At 62.6% G+C, this 23,472-nt stretch carries 22 protein-coding genes; 4 read left to right on the top strand and 18 right to left on the bottom strand.

Annotated features, from left to right (window positions below; translation table 11 throughout):
- Positions 1-3: 3 nt before the first annotated feature.
- Together LWF01_RS02410 and LWF01_RS02405 are read right to left on the bottom strand one after the other, a co-directional pair.
- Entirely contained in the window at positions 4-636 is a 633-nt protein-coding gene (locus LWF01_RS02410) for a hypothetical protein (protein WP_349639446.1), read from the bottom strand.
- A gap of 9 nt (positions 637-645) precedes the next feature.
- A complete protein-coding gene (locus tag LWF01_RS02405) occupies positions 646-1,278 on the bottom strand; it encodes a hypothetical protein (protein ID WP_349639445.1) in 633 nt (210 codons plus the stop codon).
- Positions 1,279-1,393: 115 nt separating this feature from the next.
- Between LWF01_RS02405 and LWF01_RS02400 the strand changes: the two genes are divergently transcribed.
- The 4 genes from LWF01_RS02400 (at position 1,394) to LWF01_RS02385 (ending at position 4,917) form a co-directional block, all read left to right on the top strand.
- Positions 1,394-1,687 carry a hypothetical protein gene (locus LWF01_RS02400; RefSeq protein WP_349639444.1) on the top strand — a complete coding sequence of 98 codons (294 nt, stop codon included), beginning with the start codon at positions 1,394-1,396 and terminating at the stop codon, positions 1,685-1,687.
- Positions 1,684-3,357 carry a hypothetical protein gene (locus tag LWF01_RS02395; RefSeq protein ID WP_349639443.1) on the top strand — a complete coding sequence of 558 codons (1,674 nt, stop codon included), beginning with the start codon at positions 1,684-1,686 and terminating at the stop codon, positions 3,355-3,357. Before LWF01_RS02400 ends, LWF01_RS02395 begins: the two co-directional genes overlap by 4 nt.
- Positions 3,358-3,404: 47 nt before the next feature.
- Entirely contained in the window at positions 3,405-4,463 is a 1,059-nt protein-coding gene (locus tag LWF01_RS02390) for a hypothetical protein (protein ID WP_349639442.1), read from the top strand.
- Positions 4,464-4,641: 178 nt separating this feature from the next.
- Entirely contained in the window at positions 4,642-4,917 is a 276-nt protein-coding gene (locus LWF01_RS02385; RefSeq protein ID WP_349639441.1) for a WXG100 family type VII secretion target, read from the top strand.
- Between the two features lie 108 nt (positions 4,918-5,025).
- On the opposite strand, the gene LWF01_RS02380 is transcribed toward LWF01_RS02385, so the two are convergent.
- From LWF01_RS02380 to LWF01_RS02305, 16 genes are all read right to left on the bottom strand, one after another.
- Complete coding sequence (locus tag LWF01_RS02380; RefSeq protein ID WP_349639440.1) at positions 5,026-9,675, bottom strand: FtsK/SpoIIIE domain-containing protein; 4,650 nt, start codon at positions 9,673-9,675, stop codon at positions 5,026-5,028.
- A gap of 46 nt (positions 9,676-9,721) precedes the next feature.
- Positions 9,722-10,582: a hypothetical protein gene (locus LWF01_RS02375; protein ID WP_349639439.1), complete on the bottom strand. Its 861-nt coding sequence runs from the start codon at positions 10,580-10,582 to the stop codon at positions 9,722-9,724.
- Between the two features lie 48 nt (positions 10,583-10,630).
- Positions 10,631-11,146, bottom strand: a complete 516-nt coding sequence (locus LWF01_RS02370) for a hypothetical protein (protein ID WP_349639438.1) — start codon at positions 11,144-11,146, stop codon at positions 10,631-10,633.
- A gap of 125 nt (positions 11,147-11,271) precedes the next feature.
- A complete protein-coding gene (locus LWF01_RS02365; RefSeq protein WP_349639437.1) occupies positions 11,272-12,597 on the bottom strand; it encodes a hypothetical protein in 1,326 nt (441 codons plus the stop codon).
- Positions 12,598-12,671: 74 nt separating this feature from the next.
- Positions 12,672-12,935 (bottom strand): hypothetical protein, encoded by a 264-nt coding sequence (locus LWF01_RS02360; RefSeq protein WP_349639436.1) that lies wholly within the window; start codon positions 12,933-12,935, stop codon positions 12,672-12,674.
- Between the two features lie 55 nt (positions 12,936-12,990).
- On the bottom strand, positions 12,991-15,834 hold the full coding sequence (locus tag LWF01_RS02355; RefSeq protein WP_349639435.1) for a hypothetical protein: 2,844 nt from the start codon (positions 15,832-15,834) through the stop codon (positions 12,991-12,993).
- Positions 15,835-15,872: 38 nt separating this feature from the next.
- Complete coding sequence (locus tag LWF01_RS02350; protein WP_349639434.1) at positions 15,873-16,811, bottom strand: hypothetical protein; 939 nt, start codon at positions 16,809-16,811, stop codon at positions 15,873-15,875.
- Entirely contained in the window at positions 16,808-17,428 is a 621-nt protein-coding gene (locus LWF01_RS02345) for a hypothetical protein (RefSeq protein WP_349639433.1), read from the bottom strand. The genes LWF01_RS02350 and LWF01_RS02345 overlap by 4 nt, the downstream gene beginning before the upstream one ends.
- A 67-nt stretch (positions 17,429-17,495) precedes the next feature.
- Positions 17,496-17,993, bottom strand: coding sequence for a pilus assembly protein TadG-related protein (locus LWF01_RS02340; RefSeq protein WP_349639432.1), 498 nt, complete (start codon positions 17,991-17,993; stop codon positions 17,496-17,498).
- Positions 17,990-18,376 (bottom strand): TadE/TadG family type IV pilus assembly protein, encoded by a 387-nt coding sequence (locus LWF01_RS02335; protein WP_349639431.1) that lies wholly within the window; start codon positions 18,374-18,376, stop codon positions 17,990-17,992. The genes LWF01_RS02340 and LWF01_RS02335 overlap by 4 nt, the downstream gene beginning before the upstream one ends.
- Before the next feature lie 26 nt (positions 18,377-18,402).
- The gene (locus tag LWF01_RS02330; RefSeq protein ID WP_349639430.1) at positions 18,403-18,837 is read right to left on the bottom strand and encodes a TadE/TadG family type IV pilus assembly protein; all 435 of its coding nucleotides are present in this window, start codon (positions 18,835-18,837) and stop codon (positions 18,403-18,405) included.
- Between the two features lie 8 nt (positions 18,838-18,845).
- A complete protein-coding gene (locus tag LWF01_RS02325; protein ID WP_349639429.1) occupies positions 18,846-19,103 on the bottom strand; it encodes a hypothetical protein in 258 nt (85 codons plus the stop codon).
- A gap of 81 nt (positions 19,104-19,184) precedes the next feature.
- Positions 19,185-20,117 (bottom strand): type II secretion system F family protein, encoded by a 933-nt coding sequence (locus tag LWF01_RS02320; protein ID WP_349639428.1) that lies wholly within the window; start codon positions 20,115-20,117, stop codon positions 19,185-19,187.
- Complete coding sequence (locus tag LWF01_RS02315) at positions 20,114-21,049, bottom strand: type II secretion system F family protein (protein ID WP_349639427.1); 936 nt, start codon at positions 21,047-21,049, stop codon at positions 20,114-20,116. The genes LWF01_RS02320 and LWF01_RS02315 overlap by 4 nt, the downstream gene beginning before the upstream one ends.
- Positions 21,049-22,365, bottom strand: coding sequence for a TadA family conjugal transfer-associated ATPase (locus LWF01_RS02310; protein WP_349639426.1), 1,317 nt, complete (start codon positions 22,363-22,365; stop codon positions 21,049-21,051). The genes LWF01_RS02315 and LWF01_RS02310 overlap by 1 nt, the downstream gene beginning before the upstream one ends.
- Positions 22,362-23,471, bottom strand: a complete 1,110-nt coding sequence (locus tag LWF01_RS02305) for a MinD/ParA family ATP-binding protein (RefSeq protein WP_349639425.1) — start codon at positions 23,469-23,471, stop codon at positions 22,362-22,364. Before LWF01_RS02305 ends, LWF01_RS02310 begins: the two co-directional genes overlap by 4 nt.
- Position 23,472: the final 1 nt, after the last annotated feature.

Here is a 23,472-nt window from a genome sequence, read left to right as displayed (position 1 = left end):
GGATTAGATCAGGCTGGTCTGCGACGGATCGACTTTCACCGCCGTCAAGATCCAGATCACAAGCGCGCACAATCCTACGATCGCGACGATGCTTGCCACCGCCACGAGCACGCCGAACCACACCTGGTGCCGCTCGTGCCAGCGCAGCATGCCTGGATAACGCTCATCCAGGACCCGAAAGCTCAGAGGGTCCTCTTCCACTGCCACAGCGGCACCGGTGGCTCTACTGATGTTGTCGAGGTCCGAGTCCGTCCAGGTGCCGTTGTACAACCGCACAGCCGCACCGGTCTGGCGATCCTTAGCCACCAACATCCGCATGTTTCGATTGTTCGTTGGATGCCAGATGGTGACATCGATAGCGGACAACGCCGACGAGGCGCGATCGAGCGATGCGGACGAGAACATCCGCCGATGAACGATTTGCCCGGTTGATACTTCGACCCGGGAGCGGCCGAAATACAACGCCAACAATCCCAGCATGACGGCCAGGATTGCGCCGAGCGCGAGTAGGGCCGCCGGACCCGCCAGAATCACCTGTGTGACGGTGATTCCGATATAGATCACGATGAACGCCGAAGCAGAGGCAATGAACTTTCGGTGCTGCCGCCATGAAGGCCGGTAAATTGTCGTCGCCAACTGTAGAACCTACTCGGCGAAGCGATTTTCGTGTGTGGTCACCAGGGTGGCCGCAGTCTGCCGCACACCCTCTTCAAGGTGTTCAACCTGATCTTCGCTGAACGCAATCCCGGTAAACATGGCAAACCACAAGCTGCCAGGCACCGGAGCGACGACCTGAACGGTATAGATCTCGCCGTCGCCGGAAGCCGAGGAACCGAGCCGTGTCACTTCGCCTTTGATCATTGCAGGGCCGACTGGAAGTGCAATTTCCTCGAGCATGTCGCCATCGCCGATAATCACCTTCGCCAAATCCAGATCGGCAAGCATTGGGGCCGACTTCACCCAGGAGAAAACTATCGATGAGATCCGCACCGCGTCGTGCGAGTCCTGGGGTGTGGAATGAATCAGGTTGGCAACAGCGCCCATCGACTTACTCAGTGAACCGACATCACGAATCGCCTCAAGAATGGAAGCTTTCTGAGCAGTCGAATAGTTCCCGAACGCCTGCCCGAAAATGTAGTCCTTGGCGGCGTTCCTCAACTCGTCACCGCCTGGAGGCATCAACTGCCAACCGGGCTGCGGAGAGACCTGAAAACCAAAAGGCGGCCTGCCGAGTGCGATTTGCTCGCCCGGCCGGCCGAGGTCAGTGGGGATGTTCATAGCTTTACTGTAGTCAAAGCGTCTATTTTCATTACGATAGAACGGTGCACCCCTTACAGCTAGCCGTTTCAGTAGCTGCGACCGGTAGTTCCACGACTCACAGAGAAACTCACTGATGGCCGACTCCCCCGAAAAGATCCCCAACCCAGAGATCGAGAAGCTCAAAGACCTGCTGCGCCGGGTTGAAGCCAAGCTCGAAACTGTCCCCTTGATCGATAAACCGACCGCTCAAATCGGCGCCAATGGCGCGTGGACCGGCAGCCGCGCAAGCACATTGGCCAGGGACACGCTCGATCCGATGGCCGGGGAGCTGAAGCGCTCTCTGTCGTCGCTCGTGACTACCATCCGCGAGCAGATTGCCGCCACACCTGATGAAATCGACGATCCAAAAGCGGAAAAGAAATCATGACGTACGCGTCGATCAATGTTGAGGGCCTCGAAGGCGTCAAGAAGGATCTCGGGTCAAATGCCCGTGCGGTGCGGGACGAAGTGCTCCCGTTCAGGCGGGAGTTCCAGGACCTGGGCCTCGACACACGGGCCTTCAATTCACTCCAGGGCATACACGCCGATTTAGACGAAAGGGTTATTCCGGAGGTCACGGACCGCCACTCTCGTGCCGTCGAGATTCAAAACCAGTCCCCCACGAAGCCGAAGAACATCGAAATCAGGGATAGCCCCAAGCCGGGCATACCCAATGACTCATCATCCGGTCCGACCAATGACGGATACACCACAGCGACGGACACCACTGGAATACAGGTCGTGTCATGGGAACCCAAGGCGGAGGAAGTCGAGCAGGAGAAAGAAGAGGAAGACTCCGGCTTTTCGCTGTCCGGGGCCTGGGACTGGGCCAAAGACAAAGCCAGCGACGCCGGTGACTGGTTGAGCGAGAAATTCGGTTCGGCCATAACCTGGCTCCAGGGCGCAGGCGAAGATTTCACCGACTGGGTCAGTGATGCATGGGGAGACGTCAGCGCGTGGTGGGATGACTGGACTAAAACGGCCGGCGACTGGATAGACGACAACTGGAAGGGATTCCGGGACTGGATCAAGAGCCAGGCCGGGCTTCTCCGCGTTCTGGCCACGATCCTCAAGGTCGTCGGCTGGATAGTCGTCGTCGTCGGCGTCGTCATCCTTGCTACCACCTTCTGGACCGGGATCGGCGCCGGAGTGGGGCTGCTAATCATCGGCGCTGGGTTCACAATTGTCGGCGGCGGAGATCTCCTTGACACCCTGGTCGATTGGGGCGAAGGCAAGATAACCGGGCAGCAGCTCGTTCAGCAAGGCGTCGTCGATCTCGCAGTGACGATTCTCAGCTTCGTTGGAGTCGGCATAGCGGCGAAGGTGATCAAGGAAATCGTCAAGCACCTGCCGGCCAGCTGGTTGAAAAAGATGGAAGAGCTTCTTGAAAAGCTGCTCAAGCGGAAGCGCCCCGGCCCTGGATCAAGGCCTGGAATCGAGACTGATCTGGTCGATCCGCCTGGAACGTACACGGTCAAGGTTCCTGCGGAGAAATTCCGCGGCATGAAACAGCCGTCCAGAGAGGACCTACAGGATGTCGGGACGAATCCCTCGGCGTACCCGGAGGGATCCATCGAACGAATCATGTCCGCGCGAAAGCGCTACCTCGATGAACAGCGCCAAAAAGGATTGAAGCCCAAGCCATGGGACAAGTGGCGAGACCAGTACATTACGAACCAGGGTAATAAGACCCAGGGCGATGCGTACGAACAGCTGTTCTGGGACAGGCATGGGTTCGACGCCAAGGACGGCTGGCGAAGTGGCGAATCTGGTAAAGGCGGCAAACCTGATCCGATCGAATTCACCGACAGCACGGGCAAGACCCACAACCGCAAGATGGACCTCTGGGACGACAAGACAAAAACCGGCTACGAGATCAAGTCCGGCAACAGCGTGGACAAGAATCAGGTTGACGTTGACGCGAAACTGGTCAAGGAAAAGGGTTGGGACGTGGTTTATATCTTTGGCAAGGAACCGTCCGACTCGACAAAGAAGCTCTTGGAGCAAAACGGCATCAAATATAAGGTGTGGAGCGGGGATCCGGATCGGGTTCCGTGATGTCCGTTCAGACAGGGCGGCGAGAGTAGTGACGCGGAGGTATATGTATGGCGTGGTGGCGTAAGGAGAAGGACGAGCCGAGCCAAGGTGAGGGAAGTAACCCGTTTGAGGGCGAGGACCTGATCGCGGTCGAGCGGATCCCGGCCGAAGATCCCGAACGGACAGCGGATTCGCCTGTTGGCGAGGATGCGCTGGCCCAGTGGCTGGATGACATGTCCCCACGGCTCTACGGCTTCCTCGACTTCGGGCTGCCGGAAGCGGCCGACGGGAAACCGTTCCGCAAAGACTTCACCGTCGAATCCCTGCAAGGCGTCGAAGACTACCTGCTGCACCGGATCGACTCCCCCGCCGACTTCGCCGACCCTGACGACCGGGAGTTCGCCACCGGAATCATCCGTTACCTCGGTGAAACCATCCTCCGCCGGGTCGGCGGACAATGGGAATACGACAACCCCGACCTCGGTGCCGGGTTCCCCTACCTCCGCTTCGACGGACCAGAAGGCGAACTCACCGGCGGCACCATCTCCCCGATGGGACTCATCGACCAGGCCATCACCGAACGTAGCAGAACCACATTCACCACCGCGCTCACCCGGCTGATCGATAACTTCGGCCCCAGCGGCCCGCTACGCAAATGCTCCGCCATCACCAGCTTCGGCACCGGCACGACCACGCCCGAACTCCAGGCCTGGCTGGACACCATGGACCAAGACCTCGGCAACTGGCTGCGCCACCACGCCCCCGAACCCCGGGACCAATGGAACTTCTCACTCGAATCCCTGAACGCCCTGGCCCGCGACATCCACACCCGCTACCCAACCCTCGACGACTACGACAACGACGCCGGCTCCCCCTACCTCACCGGAGCCCAGAAATACTACGGACAAACCCTAATCAAACACGCCGGTGGAGAATGGACCCACTACCCGTTCGACGACGGCGACGATCCCGACGAGAACTACTGGGGTGGCTACCCATTCCTCCGGCGGGTGACCGGCGAAGATTCATACACGGAGGCGCTTCCCTATTTCGACTTCCGATCCATCGTCCGAAAGGACACACCCGAAATCCTCACCGACCGGATCAACCGCTACATCAATAACTAACCCCGCCCGTCGATCAAGCGCGAAGAAGCCCGATTCCACACGGCGGCCAGGCAGGACAGATTCTTAACCAGATGAGCCGCGGGGGTTTATCTCATCCGCCCACTTCGATACGGTGTTAATGGACCACGTCAGCCGGAAGCCTCGGCGGCATCCCCACCCAAGAAAAGGATAAGAGTAAATGGCTACAGTAGGTGCAGAGCTCCAGACACTACGCGACCTCCATAAGACCTTTACCCAGAAGGCTCAGGAGGCCTCCGACACCAAGACTGCAATCGATAATGGTGTAAACAGCGCGGTCTGGAATGGTAAGTACGCCGACCAGTTCCGTAATGACTGGCAGGAATACCGTAAGAACCTCGACACGCTTCAGCAGGCCTTCGACGGCGCGGCAACCGATGTCAAGACAAACCACAACAACGTAGCTGCCGCCACCGGTGAAGGCGATCGTATCTAGACATTTACCGAACGAGTTAGCGCAGTAGCGCCATCACCACCGGATGGGGTGTGGTTTCCGCTCAGCGGAGACCACACCCCATCTGTCCGTCCAAGCGGCATCCGATGGTTATTCAACGAGAGGGACCTGAACCCGCATCCAGGAGCCGGCGCGCACCAGAACCCCCCTGCCGGCCGGCGAAGCACCCGAACCGATGGATCTGGGTAGCCGGATACTCAAGAGATCACCGTCATTGGCAGACTGCGGCGACAGCAATAGCCCGGTTCGTGATTTCTTTATCGCCACTGCCGGCCCGCGATAAACGCCGTTCATTTCCTCGGTGCTTCCCGCTGCAATCACTGCGCTCTCGGAGTCCCTCAAAGCGCCGACATGGCCCTCAATAGCCTCAGCGAGCCAGCCATCGGTGCCGATCACATCGAGATCATCGGCGATGAGGGCAGTCGGTTGTTCCTTCGCAACCTCTGCCAGGGAGCGAAACGCTTCCGTGCCGTCCGCTCTGTCACTTTCGAGGGTGAGAACGGCGTCGACACCGGCGACTCCCTCAAAGCGGCGCAGCGGAGAATTTCGTGGAGTAACGATGAGAACCCTCCATCCACGTTCCAGCACCGCCGTGAGCACAAGCTCAAGAGCCGTGCTTCTCCCTGAACGTCGTGGTCCTGCAATCAGGATGCCCGGACCGTCATCGACGACATCGACGGATTCCAGGGCCAGGGTGTCACCGCCTACCGCTATCGGAAGCTGGGTTTCCCTCAGTGCCGGCAGATCGTCAGCGCGCAACGCGAGGGCATCATTCCAGGTGAGCCGGACCGGAAGGATATCTACCCGGAATGGCCGCAGCGCGGCGGCTACATCTTGAGCGCCGGCGGCGGCATCCCGGGCTATGGACTGCAATGCCGCGACCTGCGCGGTGCCAGCAATATCGTCATCGAGCAGTGCTACCTGTATCTCGCGTAAACCCGACGACCGGAACGCCCGGCCAGGAGGCATATGCTCAGGAACTTGTTTGGCCGGTAAACCGATTGACGTGAAGTCACTCGGATCTGTGAGTCGTAGAACCAGTTTGTCGTCCACCAGCGTGGAGAGCCGGCCGATAAGAGCCGTCCGATCCGAGGTCAGAACCACCTTTACTCCGACGGCGGGGCCTTCCTGCAGGATTTGCATCCACTGATCGATCAATACCCCGGAGTCGTACGATTCGAACGCCGAGACAAATCCTTCCCACCGATCAAACAGCACAACCAGAAACGGCAGTTTGCTCGCTTCATCGCCTGATTGCTCAGATCCTGCCCGCTGCTCGGTCACGTCGGCGTACCCAAGTTCGGCAAGCACCTGCTGACGCCTGGCAATTTCCTGACGAAGCCGAGTGGTGAGGCGGCCCAGACGTTCCGGCTGATCGCGCGTGACAATCGCGCCAGTGTGAGGAAGCGCGGACAATGGCAGCAGCGCATTGTTTCCACAATCGACGCCGTAGAGGTGCACATCCTCTACCGTTGTCAGCCGCCCGATCGCACCGGCGAGTGAGCGGAGCACCGTTGACCGTCCGGTGCGGGCGGCGCCAACGATGCACATGTGGCCGCCGGCAGAAATATCAAAGTATGCGGCTTCGCGCTTTTGCTCCCGCGGGATGTCCATCATGCCGATTGGCAACCGGAGAGAGGAGCGTAGTTGGTGAACATCGCACAGCTCGAGCACCGACTCAAGGGTCATAACATCGTCGAGCGGCGGTAGCCAGGGGCTCGGGGGCGGCGTGATCTGGCTGAGCTCTGTCGCCTGCCTAATTGCTTCGACCAGACTGGCAAGGTCTGTAGGCGTTGCAATATCGTCTTCGTCGGGGCCGGATGACGGCTCGTCGGCCACTCCCAGCGTCTTCCACGCCACATCTCTTAGCCCCACCGCAGCAGCTTGGCCCTCGGCCCTGGGACGGCCTCCAACGCGCGCAGTCTGAAATGGGATCAGTGCCGAATGCCCAAGCCGGACATACCCTCGTCCGGGCAGAGATTTCTGGATCTCAGCAGCTTCACCTGATTCGATTACGTCGCTTGAATCCTGCTTGTCGGTTACCCTCAAGGCGATGCGGAGGTTCGTATTCGATTTGATCTCCGGGCTGACCACACCCGACGGCCGCTGAGTAGCGAGAATCAGGTGCACGCCCAAGGAACGGCCGCGCCTGGCGATATCGACAAGTCCGGTCACGAAGTCTGGAAGCTCCGCCACCATTGCGGCGAATTCATCGATGACGATGAGCAGTCGTGCCATCGGTTCGTCGGTCGGGTTGCGCCCGGCATCCCGTGCCGCCACGTAGTCTTCAATGTCTTTTGCCCCGGCCGAAGCAAGTTGATGCTCGCGCCGTCTGAGTTCAGCGCCAAGGGAGGCGAGCGCGCGAGTGGTCAGGTGGCCGTCAAGATCGGAGACCATCCCCACAGTGTGCGGCAGGTGATTGCAGTCCTTGAATGCGGCTCCACCCTTGTAGTCGATCAGGACAAATGTCATTTCGTCCGGGCGATTGCCCACGGCAAGCGACGCGATGATCGTCTGCAGTAGTTCGGATTTCCCCGACCCGGTCGTGCCGGCAACCAGACCGTGCGGACCATCCCGGGAAATGTCGATCGCGAATTTCCCGTCCAGCCCTTCACCGATGACAGCCGAAGTGGTTCGCCCGCCCGCCACCCACTCCGCAGAAATCTTCGCCTTGTCCGGCTGATTGAGCGAAAGAACATCGAGCAACCGTGACGACGACGGCAGCGATCCCGCCAGGTCTTCGCCGCTGACGTCCCTGATCGGGGCTAAAGCTCGAGCCAGACGTTCGCTCCACTCCGATGTGACGGCGTCCGGCCGTACAGCTTCGAACGTAACTTCACCCGATGAGGCAACCGTAAGGTCCAGCCCCCGGCCGCTGACTACTGTCCGGCACTCTTCCGGCAACTGGCGGACGTCTTCATCAAGGCAGACGAAGTAGATGCCAACCGCAGGCCCGGACTGCAGGAGTGAGATCACTCCCGGAAGCAGTCGGGTGCGCCTCGCGCCATCAAAGAACACGATTATGGGAGTGAAGAGCAGCGGCCCGTGCGCCTCCTGCTGCGCCTCGACTCGAGCGCTCAAAGTGGCCAGCAATTCGCTGATCCGCGAGGACGTCGTCTGCTCGTCAGACCCGACGGCCGCGATCACCCCGTTAGCAGCCTGTGCCTTGAGATGTGGCAGCCACCGCACCCAGCTCCAGTCCCGCTCAGCTGACTGATCTGCGAGCACGATGATTTCCAGCTCGCCTGGAGAGTGCAGGCCGGCAAGTTGGCCAAGCATGCATCGGCCGACCGAGAGCCGCTGCTCGTGCGGTCCTGCCACACCCACGACGCCGGCTTCCGCGACCTTGACCACAACAGGAACATCCGGAGCGGTCCAGGTGAGATGAGGATCATGCTGTTCCCGGCGTGGGTCTTTTATCGTGATTTCACTCGGCACGTCTGCGGTGCCGACGCGGACGTGCAGCCAGTCCGGGTCGGCTGGCCGGCGTTCCCACAGTCTCGCCCGAGGTCCGGTTGCCGTTGTCAGGATGAATGCGGGGTCCGGATAGTCGCGTCGACGAGCGGCGCGTTCGCTGACCAGGGTCTCGAATGCATCTTGTTCAATCCGGCGTTTCCGGTCCCGAAACTCGATCATCTGCTCCCGATATCGCATCTTTGCCTGTCGTCGGGAAGATGTGAAGTTGGAAATTGCCATCAGCGGGGAAAGCAATGCGAAAAGGAGCATATAGGGCGAGCGGGTCACCGCGAACAACCCGGCAGACAGCACGAGCGGCGCAAGAATCAGCAATAGCGGAAAGGGCGATTTATCCGGCTTGTGCGGCTCGGAAGGTAGATGGAATTCGGTCTGGCGCGGTGCCGGCAACAATCGCGGCGGCCGGTTGAAATCAAGGGTCGCCCCATTGACGGTCAACGACAAGGAAGCGTCGGCCCGCTGCGTCACCGAGAGCTCAAAAAAGGTGGAACCCACGATAAGGGCAGCGCCCGGGAGCCACTCTGCCGGCGCAGTGACTGGCTTGCGGTCGAGGTGCAGGAGGCTGACGGGACCGCCTGGATCCACTGTGAGGAAATGCGATTCAGCCCCGAAACGAGCATCTTCCTTCGCGGCTCGCCGCTGCTTTCGGTTTCGGGGCCGGCTCTTAGCCGGAACCCCTGGTATTACGATCGGACCCCGTAAGGGGTGGATTCGCTGCGGCGCTTGTCGTTTCGCTTCAAGATAGCGCGGGTTCGGCGTTATCGAGACGCTCCCGCTGCTCTCAATATCGACGGTGGCGACCGGTAGGCCGTGAGAAGTGCTTTCCAGGAGCGGGTCAGTAACCCGAATGGCGCAGTCGATACCTGTCCCGATCGTGTAGCTACCGGCCCTGAGCCGGAATACCTTTCCGGCCAACAGGCCGGAGGCAATCCGGACTTCGAAAGCCGCGTCCGGCTCGCTGAAATCGCCGCCCGCGTCCTGACCGACGCCCACCACGACGCCGTTTCGGAGCGGGCTGTCGGCAACCTTCTGGTCGGGGTCGAGCCTCTCGCCCGCGACCCACAGAGCCGGGCGTTCGGCTACATCGTCGCTTTCGCTTCGTACCAATGTCGGTCCGGAGACGCCCGAGTAGGTTGCTGACCGAGTGGGCAGGCGGTTGCCGACGCTAGATGCGATGTCCCTGACCAGCGCGGTGTCGTCGCAATCGATGACCAGATCAATCGGTTCCGCCGCGTCACTTGCGACGGCAGTGAGAATTAAACGCACCCGCGTGAAGCCTTTCCTCGAGCCATCCAGTCGTCTCCTAGACTACTCAGGCGCCGCCAGTCACGAGTTCCAGAACGAGTTCCCTGAGCTCATCCTCACTGAAAGCACGTATATCCACAACGGCTGAATCCGGATGTGGCTCCGCGACCTCAACCCGGTCCTGCGCGCAGTAGACCGTCAGTCGACGTTCCTGCACTGTGGCATCGCCATCGACCGGTGATGTTTGACCGCTGGCATCGTTTGCCGTCACGAGGGTGAGCACAGATGCCCAGCGGGCTTCGTTCTCGATTGGCCCGTACGTCGCCTCACCGCGGGTGACCGCAACCAGATCCACTTCGCGGGGCTTTCCGCTGACCGACGCGACGGCATCCGGGTCGAGAAACTCCTGCAGATCCTCGGCGGCGGCATCAAACGGCTTGACGGAGAATACGTGAACTCCTGCCGGAAGAACTTCTTCTTCAACGACGACTTCCTGGTCCGCTTGGATGAATAGCACCCGGACCACTCCGGCCTCTGACGCCTGGCGTTCCGCGATTATCACGCTCGATGCCGCCGACCGTGCAGCAAGAACGCCCTGCACCTCGGCAGGCAAAGCGAAAGTCGGCATCCCCTGTTCGTCGACGTCACTGATCCTGATCAGGTCACGTGACGCCATCGAACGTGACGCTATCTCCCGTGCAAACTCGCGCTGCTCTCCCTTGAGAGTGGACAGGTAAGGCATCCCCGCTATCGGGTCCCGGTCCCCTTCCAACGCATAAAGTTCTTCGTCCGTCAGCTGAACCACTGGGTATCGTCCTGCACGGCCCGTCCGCAGGACTTCAAGCACCGCAATCTTGGTTTCGGTGCGCGCCCTGAACTGATTGACGCCTGGAATCGTCAGGTCAGAGTCGTCGATCTGTTCTGCCATATTTTTCTCTCTCTCGAACCTGCATAAGGGAAGCCACGGGTATGTGGCTTAGGAAGCCTCGTAGTGCTTGTCCCGCCAGTCGTCATGATCCTTAAGCGAATGAAATGGCAAATCCGCTAACCCACGGGCCTTGGCGATACCCTTCCCAACCATTGCTTCCTCGAGAGCGGCCAGGAACCTTCGAGGATGCTGCGTAGTCAGTATCCAGCGCTCCTGCCAACCCGTCACAGACGTGGCGACTACACTTCCGCCGCCACCCTGCGCCGTGCAGACGAAGGTGACTGCGTAGTGGTGTGAAACGTTGGCCCTGGTCGCGCCGAGCGACGTTTCTGGGTACTTCCGCCTGATGGCCATCGACCTCCGATACACACGCACAGATCCCAGCTCAATGCTTCGGTACGGAATCAGATAGCTGTTACCTTCGCGCCAACCGGTCATCAGCACGTCCGAGTACACCCGGTGCACCTCCAGCGCGCCGGAAAGTAACAGGGCCAGGACGACACCTGCCACTCCCGAGGCGATCAGGGCATCGACCCACAGCGGCGTGTCCTGCGTCTGATCCACCAGCACGATGCAGGCGACCCAAAGGACAAGACAGAACATCAGCCCATAACCGGAGGGCCAGAGACGCTCACGATAGATCAATCGTCGTTCTTGTCTGTGCCCGCCCTTCCTGGCACCGTCCGGCCCTAAAAAGGCCACAGTTTTTTGGCCTTTTCGCCAACCCATTCGCCGGCCTTCTTGATCCCCTCGCCGGCCTTTTGAATGCCCTCGCCGATTGCCTTGCGATTGTCATAGATGAGATTCCCGACCGACCAGGCCAACGACACAACCCCCACGACGAGAATGATCCCGGCGCCGACCGGACCCAGGGTGATGAGCCCGGCAGTGGCCAGCAGCGAGGCTGTTCCGGTCGCCACTCCTGCGCCCGCGAACAACCTGTCGGCGGTCCCTCGGGCTCCGGTTCCGTACTGGCTGCCGGTGATCGCAGTCTGGAGGTTACTCCCGAGGCTGATCACGCCGAGGCCCTTGGCGTACTTGGATGACCACTTCGCTGAGTCGATGAACCTGCCCGCCGTGGTCTGTATCGGCTTGATGTCATCGGCGGCACCCGGGTTGGCCTTCACCCAGTTTCGGTACTCGGAAGCCGACATCGGTTTGCCGTCCGGAGTAACCCAGGGGGCCTTTACCTGAATCGTCTTCGCGGTCAGGTCTAGCTTCTTCCCCTTCAGCAGGTCCTGTGCGGTGAGGTAGCGCCCGGCTCCGACGCTTTTAGCCGCGTTTTCGTTCCGATAGATGATCGTACTAATCGTCTTCAGGACGCCGCGATTCGTCGCCTGGGCCTCGGCCAGGACCTCCCGGGCCGCTCGCACTGACTTGTATCCGTCTATCAGCGCTTTCGCGTTACGCACCTTGCTCGGAAGTTTGTACAGGTCCCGAGCCATCTTGGCGTATTTGCCGCCGGTTTTGAGCACCGTCCACGATGCATTGGCGGCAACGGCCGGATCTATACCGGCAACGACCCCCAACACCTTTCTCAGCGCGTCGTCCGGGGACATCCCGGCCGCATTGGGAACGACGGAGTTGGAAATACCATTGAGCGACGTCGACGATGACTTGGCGGACGCGTCAAGGTTAGTGACGATATTCGCTGCCTGCCGTTCCAGTTCCTTTTGGCGCTGCTGAGCCTGGCTGACCAGGGCCGGATCCACAGCTTCGCCGGAGGGGTTGTCCGGAGTGCACATTCCGGATTCGCCGGGATTGGCAGTCTTCTGCAGAGTTAGCCACTCGGACTTGAGATCCGGCATGTCTCTCTTCGCCGCTTCGAGGACGATGCCATAAGCCCCGAGGTAACCTGCGGCGCTCCCGGCATTCAGTGATGCGGCGTCGATCCTGTCCACAATGACCGTCGAGAGCGAGCTCAGTTCCTGCGCTCTCGGCCCGGTGAGCGCCCCGACTGCGGTAACAAACTGAGTCCTGGACGACGTCGCAACGCCACCCAACGTGGTTGCCACGGCTATTAGCGACCTTTCGCCGGATAACAGCGTCTCGGGAGAACCTTTGATGTCTACAAACGCTTCGACACCCACTAACCGAACGCCTTCGCGATCGCGTCGCCACTCGCCCCAACGACATCACCGGATGTCCCCATTGCGATGCTCCCGGCAAGTATGTCGCCACCAAGCACTGCACCCAGCGTGTCAAGCGCCGCCGAAACTCTCGCGTCACCGGCGCCTCCCGATGCGCTGGTGATCGCGGCTGTCAGGCTCTTGCCCGATCCAGTGGTGTCCTGGACCAGCCCCGGAATTCTCCCAGCAACTGCCTTGAGCGCAGCGGGATCACCGCCTACCATCGTTCCTCCATTGTTGTCGCACGCATCGTAGCTGTCACCACAGGGAGCCAGGCCTCTATGCCGTCGCGGCGCGGTAGCCCGGCGCCAGCTGATCGACGAGAGCGTCGGTTTCCGGCTCGGGCAGCGAGATTCTGGCACGCTCCAGCGCGCGGTACATCTCGTCGGCAACCGAGCTCGCGGCCCCCGGGTCGTTTCCGCCGACCAGCCTGAGCAGGTCTCGCCACAGCACTTCGGAAGCCGGGACGAGTACGATCGCCTGTCGCAGCGCTGCCACTGCATCGTCATTCCGGCCATTGCCCTCGGCAAGGCCCGCTGCCCGCCGGGCTACCGCGACGGTGACGACGCGTGCCTCGCGGGCGGCCTTGTGGAAGGCAAACCAGCCGTAACGCCCGGCCGGCGTCCCCGAGAACGCTTCGCCGTCGCCCAATCCAAGGGCGGCCTGCAGGGTCGCCAGCTCATTGCCGCCCGATGCCGCCGCCGCAAGCGCGCACAGCACATCCCAGTCGGTCCGAACGTCATCCGAGAGCACCCACATGCCGTCGTCGCGGGTACGGAATCGCGGCAGGCCGGAGCCATCCACACCCAGCCAGGACTGCACCTTGGCGACAGCGCCATCGATGACGTCCTGGCTCGCCCCGCGCGGCCAGATGCTGGACCGGAACACGGCATCGTGCAATCCCTCGGGATGCAACGCCGCTGCCACCACAATTTCGGTCAGTAGCGGACGCTGGGCTTCGTCCGGAGCAGCCACGGCCTCGACCCGCACAGTTCCCAGTAAGTGCACCATGACCGCGGCCGGCGCGTTGAGGACCGCGGACGGCTCGGGCAGCGCCGCTCCCGGAGACGGGACGTGGCCGGTACCGCTGTCGTCGCCGTCCGGATGAACGGCGAGCCGTCGGCGAGCCGCCTCGCCCGGCGTCAGCGCAGCAATTTCTTCGCTGAGCTCGGCACGACGGGCGTCGGCCGACTTCAGCAGGTCGATAACGCTCAGGTAGTCCTCGCGGGCCAGACGCCGTGCCTCGCCTCGCAGTCCCAGAACCTTGCAGCCAAGCTGCCCGTCCGCTTCGGCAACAATCTGCCAGCGCGCGCTCGGAGCGGCGCCAAGGCAGATGACGGCGAGCGGCGTGCGGCCCGAACCGACCAGGCGCTGCAACTGCTCGGCCTCCCCCGGCGTCGGCTGACCGGACAGGACCAGAACCCGCGGCTTGCTTCGTCCAACCTCACGTGACTGGCGTCCGGTTAGCACGCCCTCGATTCCGAGCTGACTCAGCAGTTTCGTCCGCGCTTCGGATTCCTGAACAATCTCGTCAAGCACCTCGGACAATGCCCGGGCATGCGTTATGGAGGCCTGCGCCAGGCTGGACAGGTCGTCGCCAAAGCCGACCATTGTCACGTTGACGCCGTCTGACCAGCCGTTGGTGGCGAGTTCGACGGCGATGGAGCTGACCACCTCGCGGGCCACTGTGTCGTCTCCGCCAACCGCGACGAGTCCCGGCGCTGCCTCCAGGTCCATCAGCAGCTCGAAGCCGTGGGCCTGTGCAACGTTGACCAGCGCAGGGTATGGCGCGGCGACATCCGGGGTTTCATCCGGGAAGTCAGCAAGATCCGCTGTCCAGGATCTGCCGTTCTCCGACAGCGTCCACGGCGTGGGCGGTTCGACGCAGTCCTCCACCGAGCCGATCAGGTGCAGCACGATGCGTTCGGTCGAGCAGTACGCCACCGAGACCTCGGGCAGTGGCCGCTGCTGCTCCGTGCGGGCGGCAGCCAGATGTCGCAGACTCTTGTTGATTGCCGCGGCAAGTTCGCCGTTGGCGGCGACCCGCAGGGCTGCCTCGCCCTCGCCCGGAGCACCGTAGGGGCCGCGCCGCGCGCTCAGCGCGGTAAGCAACCCGGCGGCCAGCAGCGCGGATCCGATACCGAGCCTGATCCCATCGGCAGACGCGTCATCCGCCCCAGCCGAGACCTTCGATGATGCCGACGATGTCGCAACGGAACCGCTGATCCCGTCCGAGATGGCGCCCGATAGGCTCGCCGCCGCTCCGGTGTCGGCCGCATCGACGGTCTCAACGTCCCCGTCCCGGCCGGAACCGGGTACGGACGCCGGCGTCTTTTCACTCACGTGGAGCCCCTTGCCGACGGCGTCCGCTGGCATTTCAAGCACCCAGCCCGGGTGGATCAGGTCGGCATCGTGCAGCTTGCGGCCATCAGCTTGGGTCTGGTCCTTATTGAGCTGGTAAATCTCCTTGTACCGCAGCGGATCGCCAAGGTAGCGCTCGGAGATATCCCACAGGGTGTCGTAGTGCCGGCCCTGGGGCGGGTGGACGGTGTAGGTGATCACCTTGTCCGCCGCGGCTTCCTTTCCGGACTCAGCCGATTCCGCCGCAGAGTTCTCTGCCAGCGCCTTCTCGATCGCGGCGTCGGCATCCTGGATCTTCGTGGTCTGTTCCGCAACGGTCTGACTGCCCTGCGCCGGCGCGTCCTGAAGCCCGGGGGCGAAGGTGGCTGCTCCGGCCAGCAACAGAATCGCCGCGACCAGCCGACGCGCTGCCATCTGTCCGCTGCCGCCAAGCAGCATCCGGCCCGGAAGGCCCTTGCCCCTGCGGGCGGAGCGGAATTCCACGATCAGGCATACGGTGAAATGCGCCCAGGCGATCCAGACCACCACGGCGATCACGTTGATAATCGCGTCGACGCTGAGTCCCCTGGTCAGCCAGGACATTGAGGGTGGCTCGGTGGGCAACGGGTTGCCGATGAAGAAGACCAGTGCGGCCGGAATGCCCAGCACGACGACCACGGCGCCGAGAGTGGCCAGCAAGCCCTTCACGATTTCGCGTCGGCGCTCCGCCGGGCTGGGACCGCCCCGAGTGGGAAGCCTGGTTCCGGTGGGAACGTAGGTCATTGTGATCTCCGTCTTCGTCGAAAAGCTTGGTGAAGAACTTAGGGAACTACCTGGGTCTGAACCTCACGCACAGTGATCGGGACGATGGCTTCCTTGGAAATCGGGTCCTCGAAGTTTGTCCACTTCTTGCCGTCGACCGACACCTGGACCTGCCAGTAGGCCGTTGCCTTTGCCCGGTATTCGTTGTCTTCCTGGCCGGCGCTGGAACTGGTGTATCGATACCAACAACTGGTGTTCCGGATTAGCGGGGTGTCGCCGTCGGCGAACTCGGCCATCGTCTCCTTGTTGACCGCGCAGCGGATCTGATCGCGGCCGACGCCGACCGGTTCCACGTTCAGTACCTGCGCGACGGCGCGAATGTACACGCCGCCGGCCTGCACTGTCTCCGCCTCGATGTCGTCGTCCGCGAGGGTAAACAAGCTGTCGGCGCCGACCCGCGGATCCTCGCTCGGCTGGACCGTCAGGATCGGCTCGGGAATCCGGTTCTTCGTCAGGGCGAGCTTCTCGACCAGCCGCTTCTGGTTATCGGTCAGGTGCAGGACATCGTAGACATACTTGAGCTCAAGGGTGGCCCGGATATCATCCGGCATCGCGCCGTCGTCTTTTTCCAGGTCACCCAGATTGTCGATGCAGCGCTCGATCACGTAGCGGCCGTTCGGCTTGGCGTCTTCCGGCGGCGCCGGCGGGTCGAAGGGCGGATCCTCGTACCAGCATTCCGGATACTTGTCCTTGTCCAGGATCTCCTTGTTCGTCTCGGGGTCACCGCCAACCGAACTTCCGCAGCTGAGCCCGTAGGTCGTCGAGCTGCGAAATACCTGGCAGCCCTCGTACTCCCCGGTTTGCAGGTCGTTGTTGACCTCGGGGATGACGGGTCCATCTTCCTCGGAGCCGAAAGCGAACGCCGAGCCGGCGCCGGCACTAGTCATCAGCAGCACGAGCAACGCGGTGAGCAGCCGACGGGGCAGGTTCCTTGTCACCATTCCACCTTCTTCACGTCCACTGTTGAGCAGTCGATCGTTGCGCCAACCACCTTGTTGACCTTCCAGTTGCCGTCCTCGCGAAGCATTTCGACCTCTCCACCGTCAACTCTGAACTCGTCGCGCGGCTTGCCGGTCTTTTTGTCCTTGGCCCAGCCGCTATCCCACCCGCAGGCAAGTATGGTCTTCTGATCGTCGGAATCCGACCGCACTTTAATCGGCGTGAACGGGATCGGCCCGGGGAACTCCAGTCCCTTTGCGTCCTTCATCGTCGATTCGTTCAGTTCTTGCCGCCGCTGCGTCGAATACTTCTGCAGTTCCTTCAGGGTGAAGTCGCCCTGATTCGTCGCCTTGGCGATCGCGGAGTAAAACCCGCGCATGCCCTGCACAGCCGGGTCATCCTCGAATTCGGACAGCGCTTCGTCGCTGCTTTCAGTTTCGCCTGCTTCGGCGCTCGGCGATGCCGGCGCGGTGGCCGGCGATTCCGCGGATCCGCTTGCCGGGCTGAGCGGCTTCTCCTCTGCATTTCCCGGCGGCGAGCAGCCGGCAATCAGGGCAGCACAGATCGCACCGACTGCCATCACGCCGAGGGATCGCTGGGAGGCCAAGAAATTCATACCGTTCTGCAGTGGGGATAGTAAGAAGTTCCTTCGCTCAAGAATAACCAGACTCCGCCGTGCAATATCAAGCCTCCGGCTCGTCGACGCCTTCAAACGGCCTGGCCCGGCCGGTGCCTGATGCGTTCAGTTCCTGCACTCCGACGATGCCCATCAGAGTTGCGCGCACCGAGAGGGTGACGTCGACGACGACAACCAACTTGCGGTCGTCGCTGGCGGACACCGGATCGATTCGGCGGAATTCGCACGAGGTCACCGCGCCGTCCGCTTCGACCTCGGCACAGTAGGTGGCCACCGCTTGCGCGACCTGATCGACTGGCTGCAGCCTGAGGTCGGCCGAGGTCAGATCGATCCGAGCCGCACCGGCACGCGCCGCTTCCTGCGCGTACGCAACGGCCCGGCCGCGCGCGTTGAGCTGCCGTCCGGAATCAACGATCAGGCCTCCGAGCAGCAGGATCACGATGGTCAGGATCGGCACCATGGGAGACACCGAGCCCCGGTCGGCGCATCCCGAGTCGCTATCACCCTGATTGATGCACAGCAGCCTTCGACGTAGCTCCATCATGGCGTGACGCCGCGGTTGGGGTCGACCGGCGAGGAGAACTGCGAGGCCACCGTCACCTCACCAGGAACGAACACCAGCAGGTCGCTCAGCGCATAGTCGCACTCGGCCTGCACCGTGACCACATATCCGGGCGTCAGGTCAGGTATCGATTCGATGCGCAGGCTTTCCAGGCACTGTGGCGACTGCCGGGCGACTCCTTGTTCGACCACCCGGCGTGCGGTCTCCTCCGCCTCACCGGCGCTGCGGGACTGGCTGGCAGCCCGGGCAGCGTCGCGAACTCCCGCTTCGAAGTTGGCGTTGACCAGCGCAACCCGGGCGTAGGCGTACACCAGGGCGACGACGAGCAACAGCATCGGGATGATGATCACCAGCTCGACCGACATCGAGCCGCGGTCCTTGGCACGAGGCCTCACTGGGCGGGCTCGAATCGCTCGATCTGCCCGGAAGCCTCGCCGCTGGCAGTCAGTTTGAGCCCGGGCACCAGGGAGATCACCCGGCCGGTCACTGTCATCGAGGCCTCGCCCTTTTCGCCGTCAAACCTGGAGGTCGCCTCCGCGCCGATCAGTGATTCCCTTCCGATGCTCGAGGCGAAGTTCTCGGTGTAGCGCTCGATGTCACCTGACCCGGCGGCAAACTGCTCCCGGTCTGAAAGCAGTCTCAGCTGCGAGACTCCTTCGCGAGCCGATTGCACAGCCACGTTCTTGCCATAGAAGAACAGCGCGGCCTGGACGACGAAGAAGATGAACAGGATAAGCACCGGCGCTATGAATGCCATCTCGATGGCGCTGCTGCCGCGATCTCTCGCACCGGTTCGTGCGCCGCTGGTCTTCCGAAGCCGGGCCATCACGAGCCCTAGGGGCCGCAGCCCTTTGATCCCACCGGCTGGTTGGCGCACTTTTCAAGCTCAGAGCTCTTCGTCTGCACAACGTTGTACACAACGCCGCCGATGATCGACACCACGACGACGAGCACAGCGGTGATGATTACCCACTCGATCGCGGAGGCACCCCGGTCACGCGCACGACCGGCGCTGGAGCGCAACCGGTTCCAGGCACGTCGGACTCGGTTGCCAGCACCTGCGGTGGTGGGGACGCCGAGGGATTGGGGCATGAGATTCTCCACTTTGTCTGGTCAGGGGTATTCCGGACGTTTTAGATAGTACTCGGGTCGGCGGAATAGACGTCAAACACATCATTGCGCACCCAGCAGCTGGGCGATGGCCGGATAGGCGAGGAAAACCAGAAATCCGGCCGACAGCAACAACTGTGCCACCAGCATGGATTGCGAGCGCTCCCCCTCCTTGCCTTCCACGGAGGACAGTTCCTTCGCCCTGAGTGTCGCCGCACGTGCCGAAAGCGATGACCGGATCTTTGCGCCGTCATCAGCGGCCAGGCCAAGCGCTCCGGCGAGGTCCCGCAGTTCGTCAATGGCTATCTCTTCGCCGAGGACGCCGAGCGCTTCCCACGGGGTGACGCCGAAAAGCCTCGCATTGGCAAGCGCCTGCCGGATCCGCACCAGGCTCCAGTGTTCGCTGACCGTCGATGCCGCGAGCAGTGCCTCGGGTAGGCCGCGTCCACCGGCCAGGTTCATGGCTACCAGGTCGAGGAACACTCCAACGACTTTTCGGAAGTCCTTGCGACGCCGGTCGGCTTCTTGCCTGAGTGCCAGATCCGGGAGGAAGAAGCCGACAAGGCCGAGAACGACGGCGAGTACCAATGGAATCGCACTGGGCAGCGGAACCGACAAAAGGCGCAAAACCCCCCAGACGAAGGGCGCAAGCAGAAACAATCCGAGCCCGATGAACAATTTCGTTGCCAGAAACTGTCCGGCGCTTCGGCCCATGATGGCGAGATCATTTCGCACTTTGCCGAGTTGCCAGCCGCGATCCGTGGCCTGAACCTCAAAAAAGTCAGTGACCCTGGCATTCAGGCTCTGCCCGAATCCGGAAATGCCGCGGGAGCGCTCCAGCGCCGTCGTTGTCTGACTGCGCATGGACTTTCGTCCGGCGTCGATTCGGGCAACCAGCGTGGCCACACCGGGCTTCGGGCGCAGGAACACTCTGAGCAGCGCGTAGATCCCCAGCCCAGCGAGCGCACCGGCCAGCAGCGACCACAGCAGAGTCATGATCTGGTCCTGGCATCGGATCGGTTGCCCGGTCTGGCGGAGGTGGAGCCCGGATCCGGTTCGGCAGCCGATTCCTTGCCCCTCACCAGGAACCGTTCCCTGCGTTCCGGATCGGCGAGCCGGCGCAACCAGTACAGTCCGCCGAATATCAGCAGGGCGACCATGAGCAGCACCAGCTGCCCGGTGAAGTCGCCGAAAGGTTCCACGTATGACTTGTTGAACACCGCAAGCCCACCCATAACGCCGAGCACGATGACGATCACGATCCGCACACTCCGGCGAATGCCGGCGCGCGAGGCATCGATCCGCCGCCGCATATCGAGTTCCTCACGGGTTGAGACCGCAAGCGAGCTGAGGACATCGCGCAGGCCTGGGCCGCGCAGCCGGGCATTGAGGATGAGCGCCGCGACGATCATGTCCGCACCGGGATCGTTCAGGTCATCGGCGTAGCTCTGCAGGGCAGACGGGAGCGGTTCACGAATTCGAAGCCGATCGACCAGGAGGTTGAGCTGCGGTCGGATCACGGGAGGCGTCGCGGCAACACTGGCCGGAATTGCCTGTTCGAGTCCGACTGCGCCGGCGATGGTGTCCCGAAGCGATTCGGTCCAGGTCGCCAGGGCCTCGAGCCGCATAACGGCCAGTTGTTCCTGCTTGGCACTGCCAACCAGCCGGTCCCAGTAACCCACCAGCAGGCCGATACCGACCGCGGCGACGATCCAGCCGGTGAGCGCCAGCACGGCGACCCCGGAAACGACCGCCCAGACGAGCCGCGACGATGCCGACCGGCCGCCGGTGACTCGGCGAAACAGGCTCGGTTTCGACATATCTCGCCGTGGCCAGCCGACGAGGGCAAGTATCAGCAGAAAGAGCGCGATGCCGACGAAGGCACCTGCACCGACCGCGGCCGGCACCGTCCAGCCGATCCCTGACATCAGGTCCACCGCTGTGCCGCGTCGGGCTGGTAGCCGTGCGCGGCAAGATCCGCCGAGGAGGCGATAGGCGCGTGCGCTACGGCCCGGCCGCTTGGGTCTGGCGCAAAAATCTCGCTGGACAACACCCTGCCGTCCACACCGGTCACCTCACGAATGGATTCGACCACCCGGTTGAGGCTGCCGCCGGACTCATAGGTGTTCTGCTTCCGCAGGAACACGACGTAATTGATCGACCCCGCGATCAACATGTGGGTTGCCTCAACCGGCAGATTTTCCTCGGCCTGAAGTGCATAGGTCGCAATCCGGTTGAACACCTCAAGCGACGAATTGGCATGGATCGTCGACAGCGAGCCGTCGTTTCCCTGGCTCATCGCGTTGAGCATCGTGACGATCTCATCACCGAGCACTTCACCCACGATCACCCGCGAGGGGTTCATCCGCAGCGATCGACGCACCAGTTCGGCCATAGTCACACCGCCGAGGCCTTCGGAGTTCGTCAGCCGTTCCTCAAAGGCAACGCAGTTCGGGTGCAGGTCGGTGAAGTGGTCGAGGCCGAGTTCCATCGAGCGTTCGACGGTGACGAGTCGCTCGGATGGCCCGACACAGTTTGCCAGCGCACGAAGCATCGTGGTCTTTCCAGCGTTGGTAGCGCCGGCAATCATGATGTTCTTCCGTGCCGCGACCGCCGCGGTGAGAAACTCGGCGACATCGGGCGTCATGGTTCCGGTGGCGACCAGATCCGGCAGGAAAACCTTGCCAAGCCTGGAGCGCCGGATGCTGATCGCCGGGCGGGTGCAGACACCCATCACCGCCGAGAGCCGGGAGCCATCTGGGAGGCGCAGGTCGAGCTGCGGGTTCGCCGAGTCGAACGGCCTGCTGGAAAGTCCGACATTCGCCGCGAGGATCTGAATCAGCTCTACCAGCTCGTCATCGCTTTCAGCGACCGGCTCGTGCATCTCCTCCCTGCCGTCGCTGTAGCCGACGAAAACCTGATCACAGCCGTTGATGTCGACGTTTTCCACGTCAGGGTTTTCCAGCAGCGGCTGCAGCCGGCCGACGCCGAACAGGGCGGCATGGATGGCGCCGGCGGTGGCCTCTTCATCCTCAGAGCTGGGCGGAGTTCTGCCCTGGCTGATCTCATCGCGGGCGAAGTCCTCGAGCACCTGCACGATCAGCGATCGTGCGAACTGCCGCTCGTCCTCGCTGCTCATCGCGGTCCGGCCGGCGATCTCGTCTCGGCGGCGCTGCTGGTTCAGCCGCTCGGCAACTTTGGTGCGCAGGCCACGGACCAGGGTGTGGTCGGTTGTCGTGCTCATGACCGGCCCTTCTTCGACGATCGGTCGTTGCCGAGCTTCCGCAGCTCCTTGCGGCTCATCGGGCTAGCCGCTTGACCCGCGGGCGCGGCTGGCGGGTGTTGCGGGCGTGCCGGCAGCGCGGCACCGGATACCAGCTGAGGGACGGCCGCATCCGCGGGCTTCGCCGTTCCGGGCGCCATCACTGTGTCTTTCTCCATGAGGTCGGTCGGCATTGGCTTCACCTCCATGAGGTCGGTCGGCGCTGCCTTCGTCGGAACTGGCTCGACAGCCCGACGATCCTGCTCCTTGCCCCGCTTCGTCTTTCGCGCCGCGGGCTTCGCCGTTCCGCGCGCCGCTGGCGCTTCGATGCCGATCGCCTGCGCCAAAGCATCGACCACGACCCGACCGGTACGCACAATATGAGTGCGTTCGGGCCGGTGGACAGTTCCGCCGTTGAAAATGTCGATTCCACGCTTGTCGCGGCTGACGGCGCCGAAGAAACGGGCACCTTCGGCCGCCTCACCCAGCGAGGCGAAGGTGGATTCGGCCTCCCGGAATTCCCTATCTGCCGCCACGACGATGACCCCGAAGTCCGGTGCGTTGCCGGAGCTTCCAGTAACGAGCTCGGATCGGAGCGCCGTCAGCCTGGACCGGGTATGGATCACGTCGGCAAGCCGGGGACGCATGACGAAAACAATCAGATCAGCAGAGCGGGCCAGGGGGAACTGCACTGAACTCCCGTGCAGGTTTCCCGCGTCAATCAGAACGTCGTGGCCGGGCAGGTCCGAGAACGCCCCTGCGAGCACATTCCAGAGCGGGCCAACCGCGCTTGCCTGCTCAGGGCCCGCCAGGCCTGCAATCAGGTCGGTGCCACCGAGAAGTCGTTGGGAGTGGTCGAGCAGCGCCGCCGCGGCCAGGCTGCGCCGGGCCAGTGGCAGCAGGGTCAGCAACCCTCGGTTCATGTCGACGGGTCTGCCGTCGGCCAGTGGCAACCTCAGGCCGATGTCACCTCCGGCAGGATCGGCGTCCACGAGAACTGCCGAACGGGGCCACAGGGATGCCGCGAGCATGGCCGTCGTGGTCACACCCGGCGCGCCCTTCGCGGCCGTAAACAAAACGACTGCCATC

This window comes from Saxibacter everestensis, assembly GCF_025787225.1.
Lineage (GTDB): Bacteria > Actinomycetota > Actinomycetes > Actinomycetales > Brevibacteriaceae > Saxibacter > Saxibacter everestensis.
The sequence above is the reverse complement of the archived record's forward strand: the minus strand, read 5'-3'. Positions and strand labels throughout refer to the sequence as shown.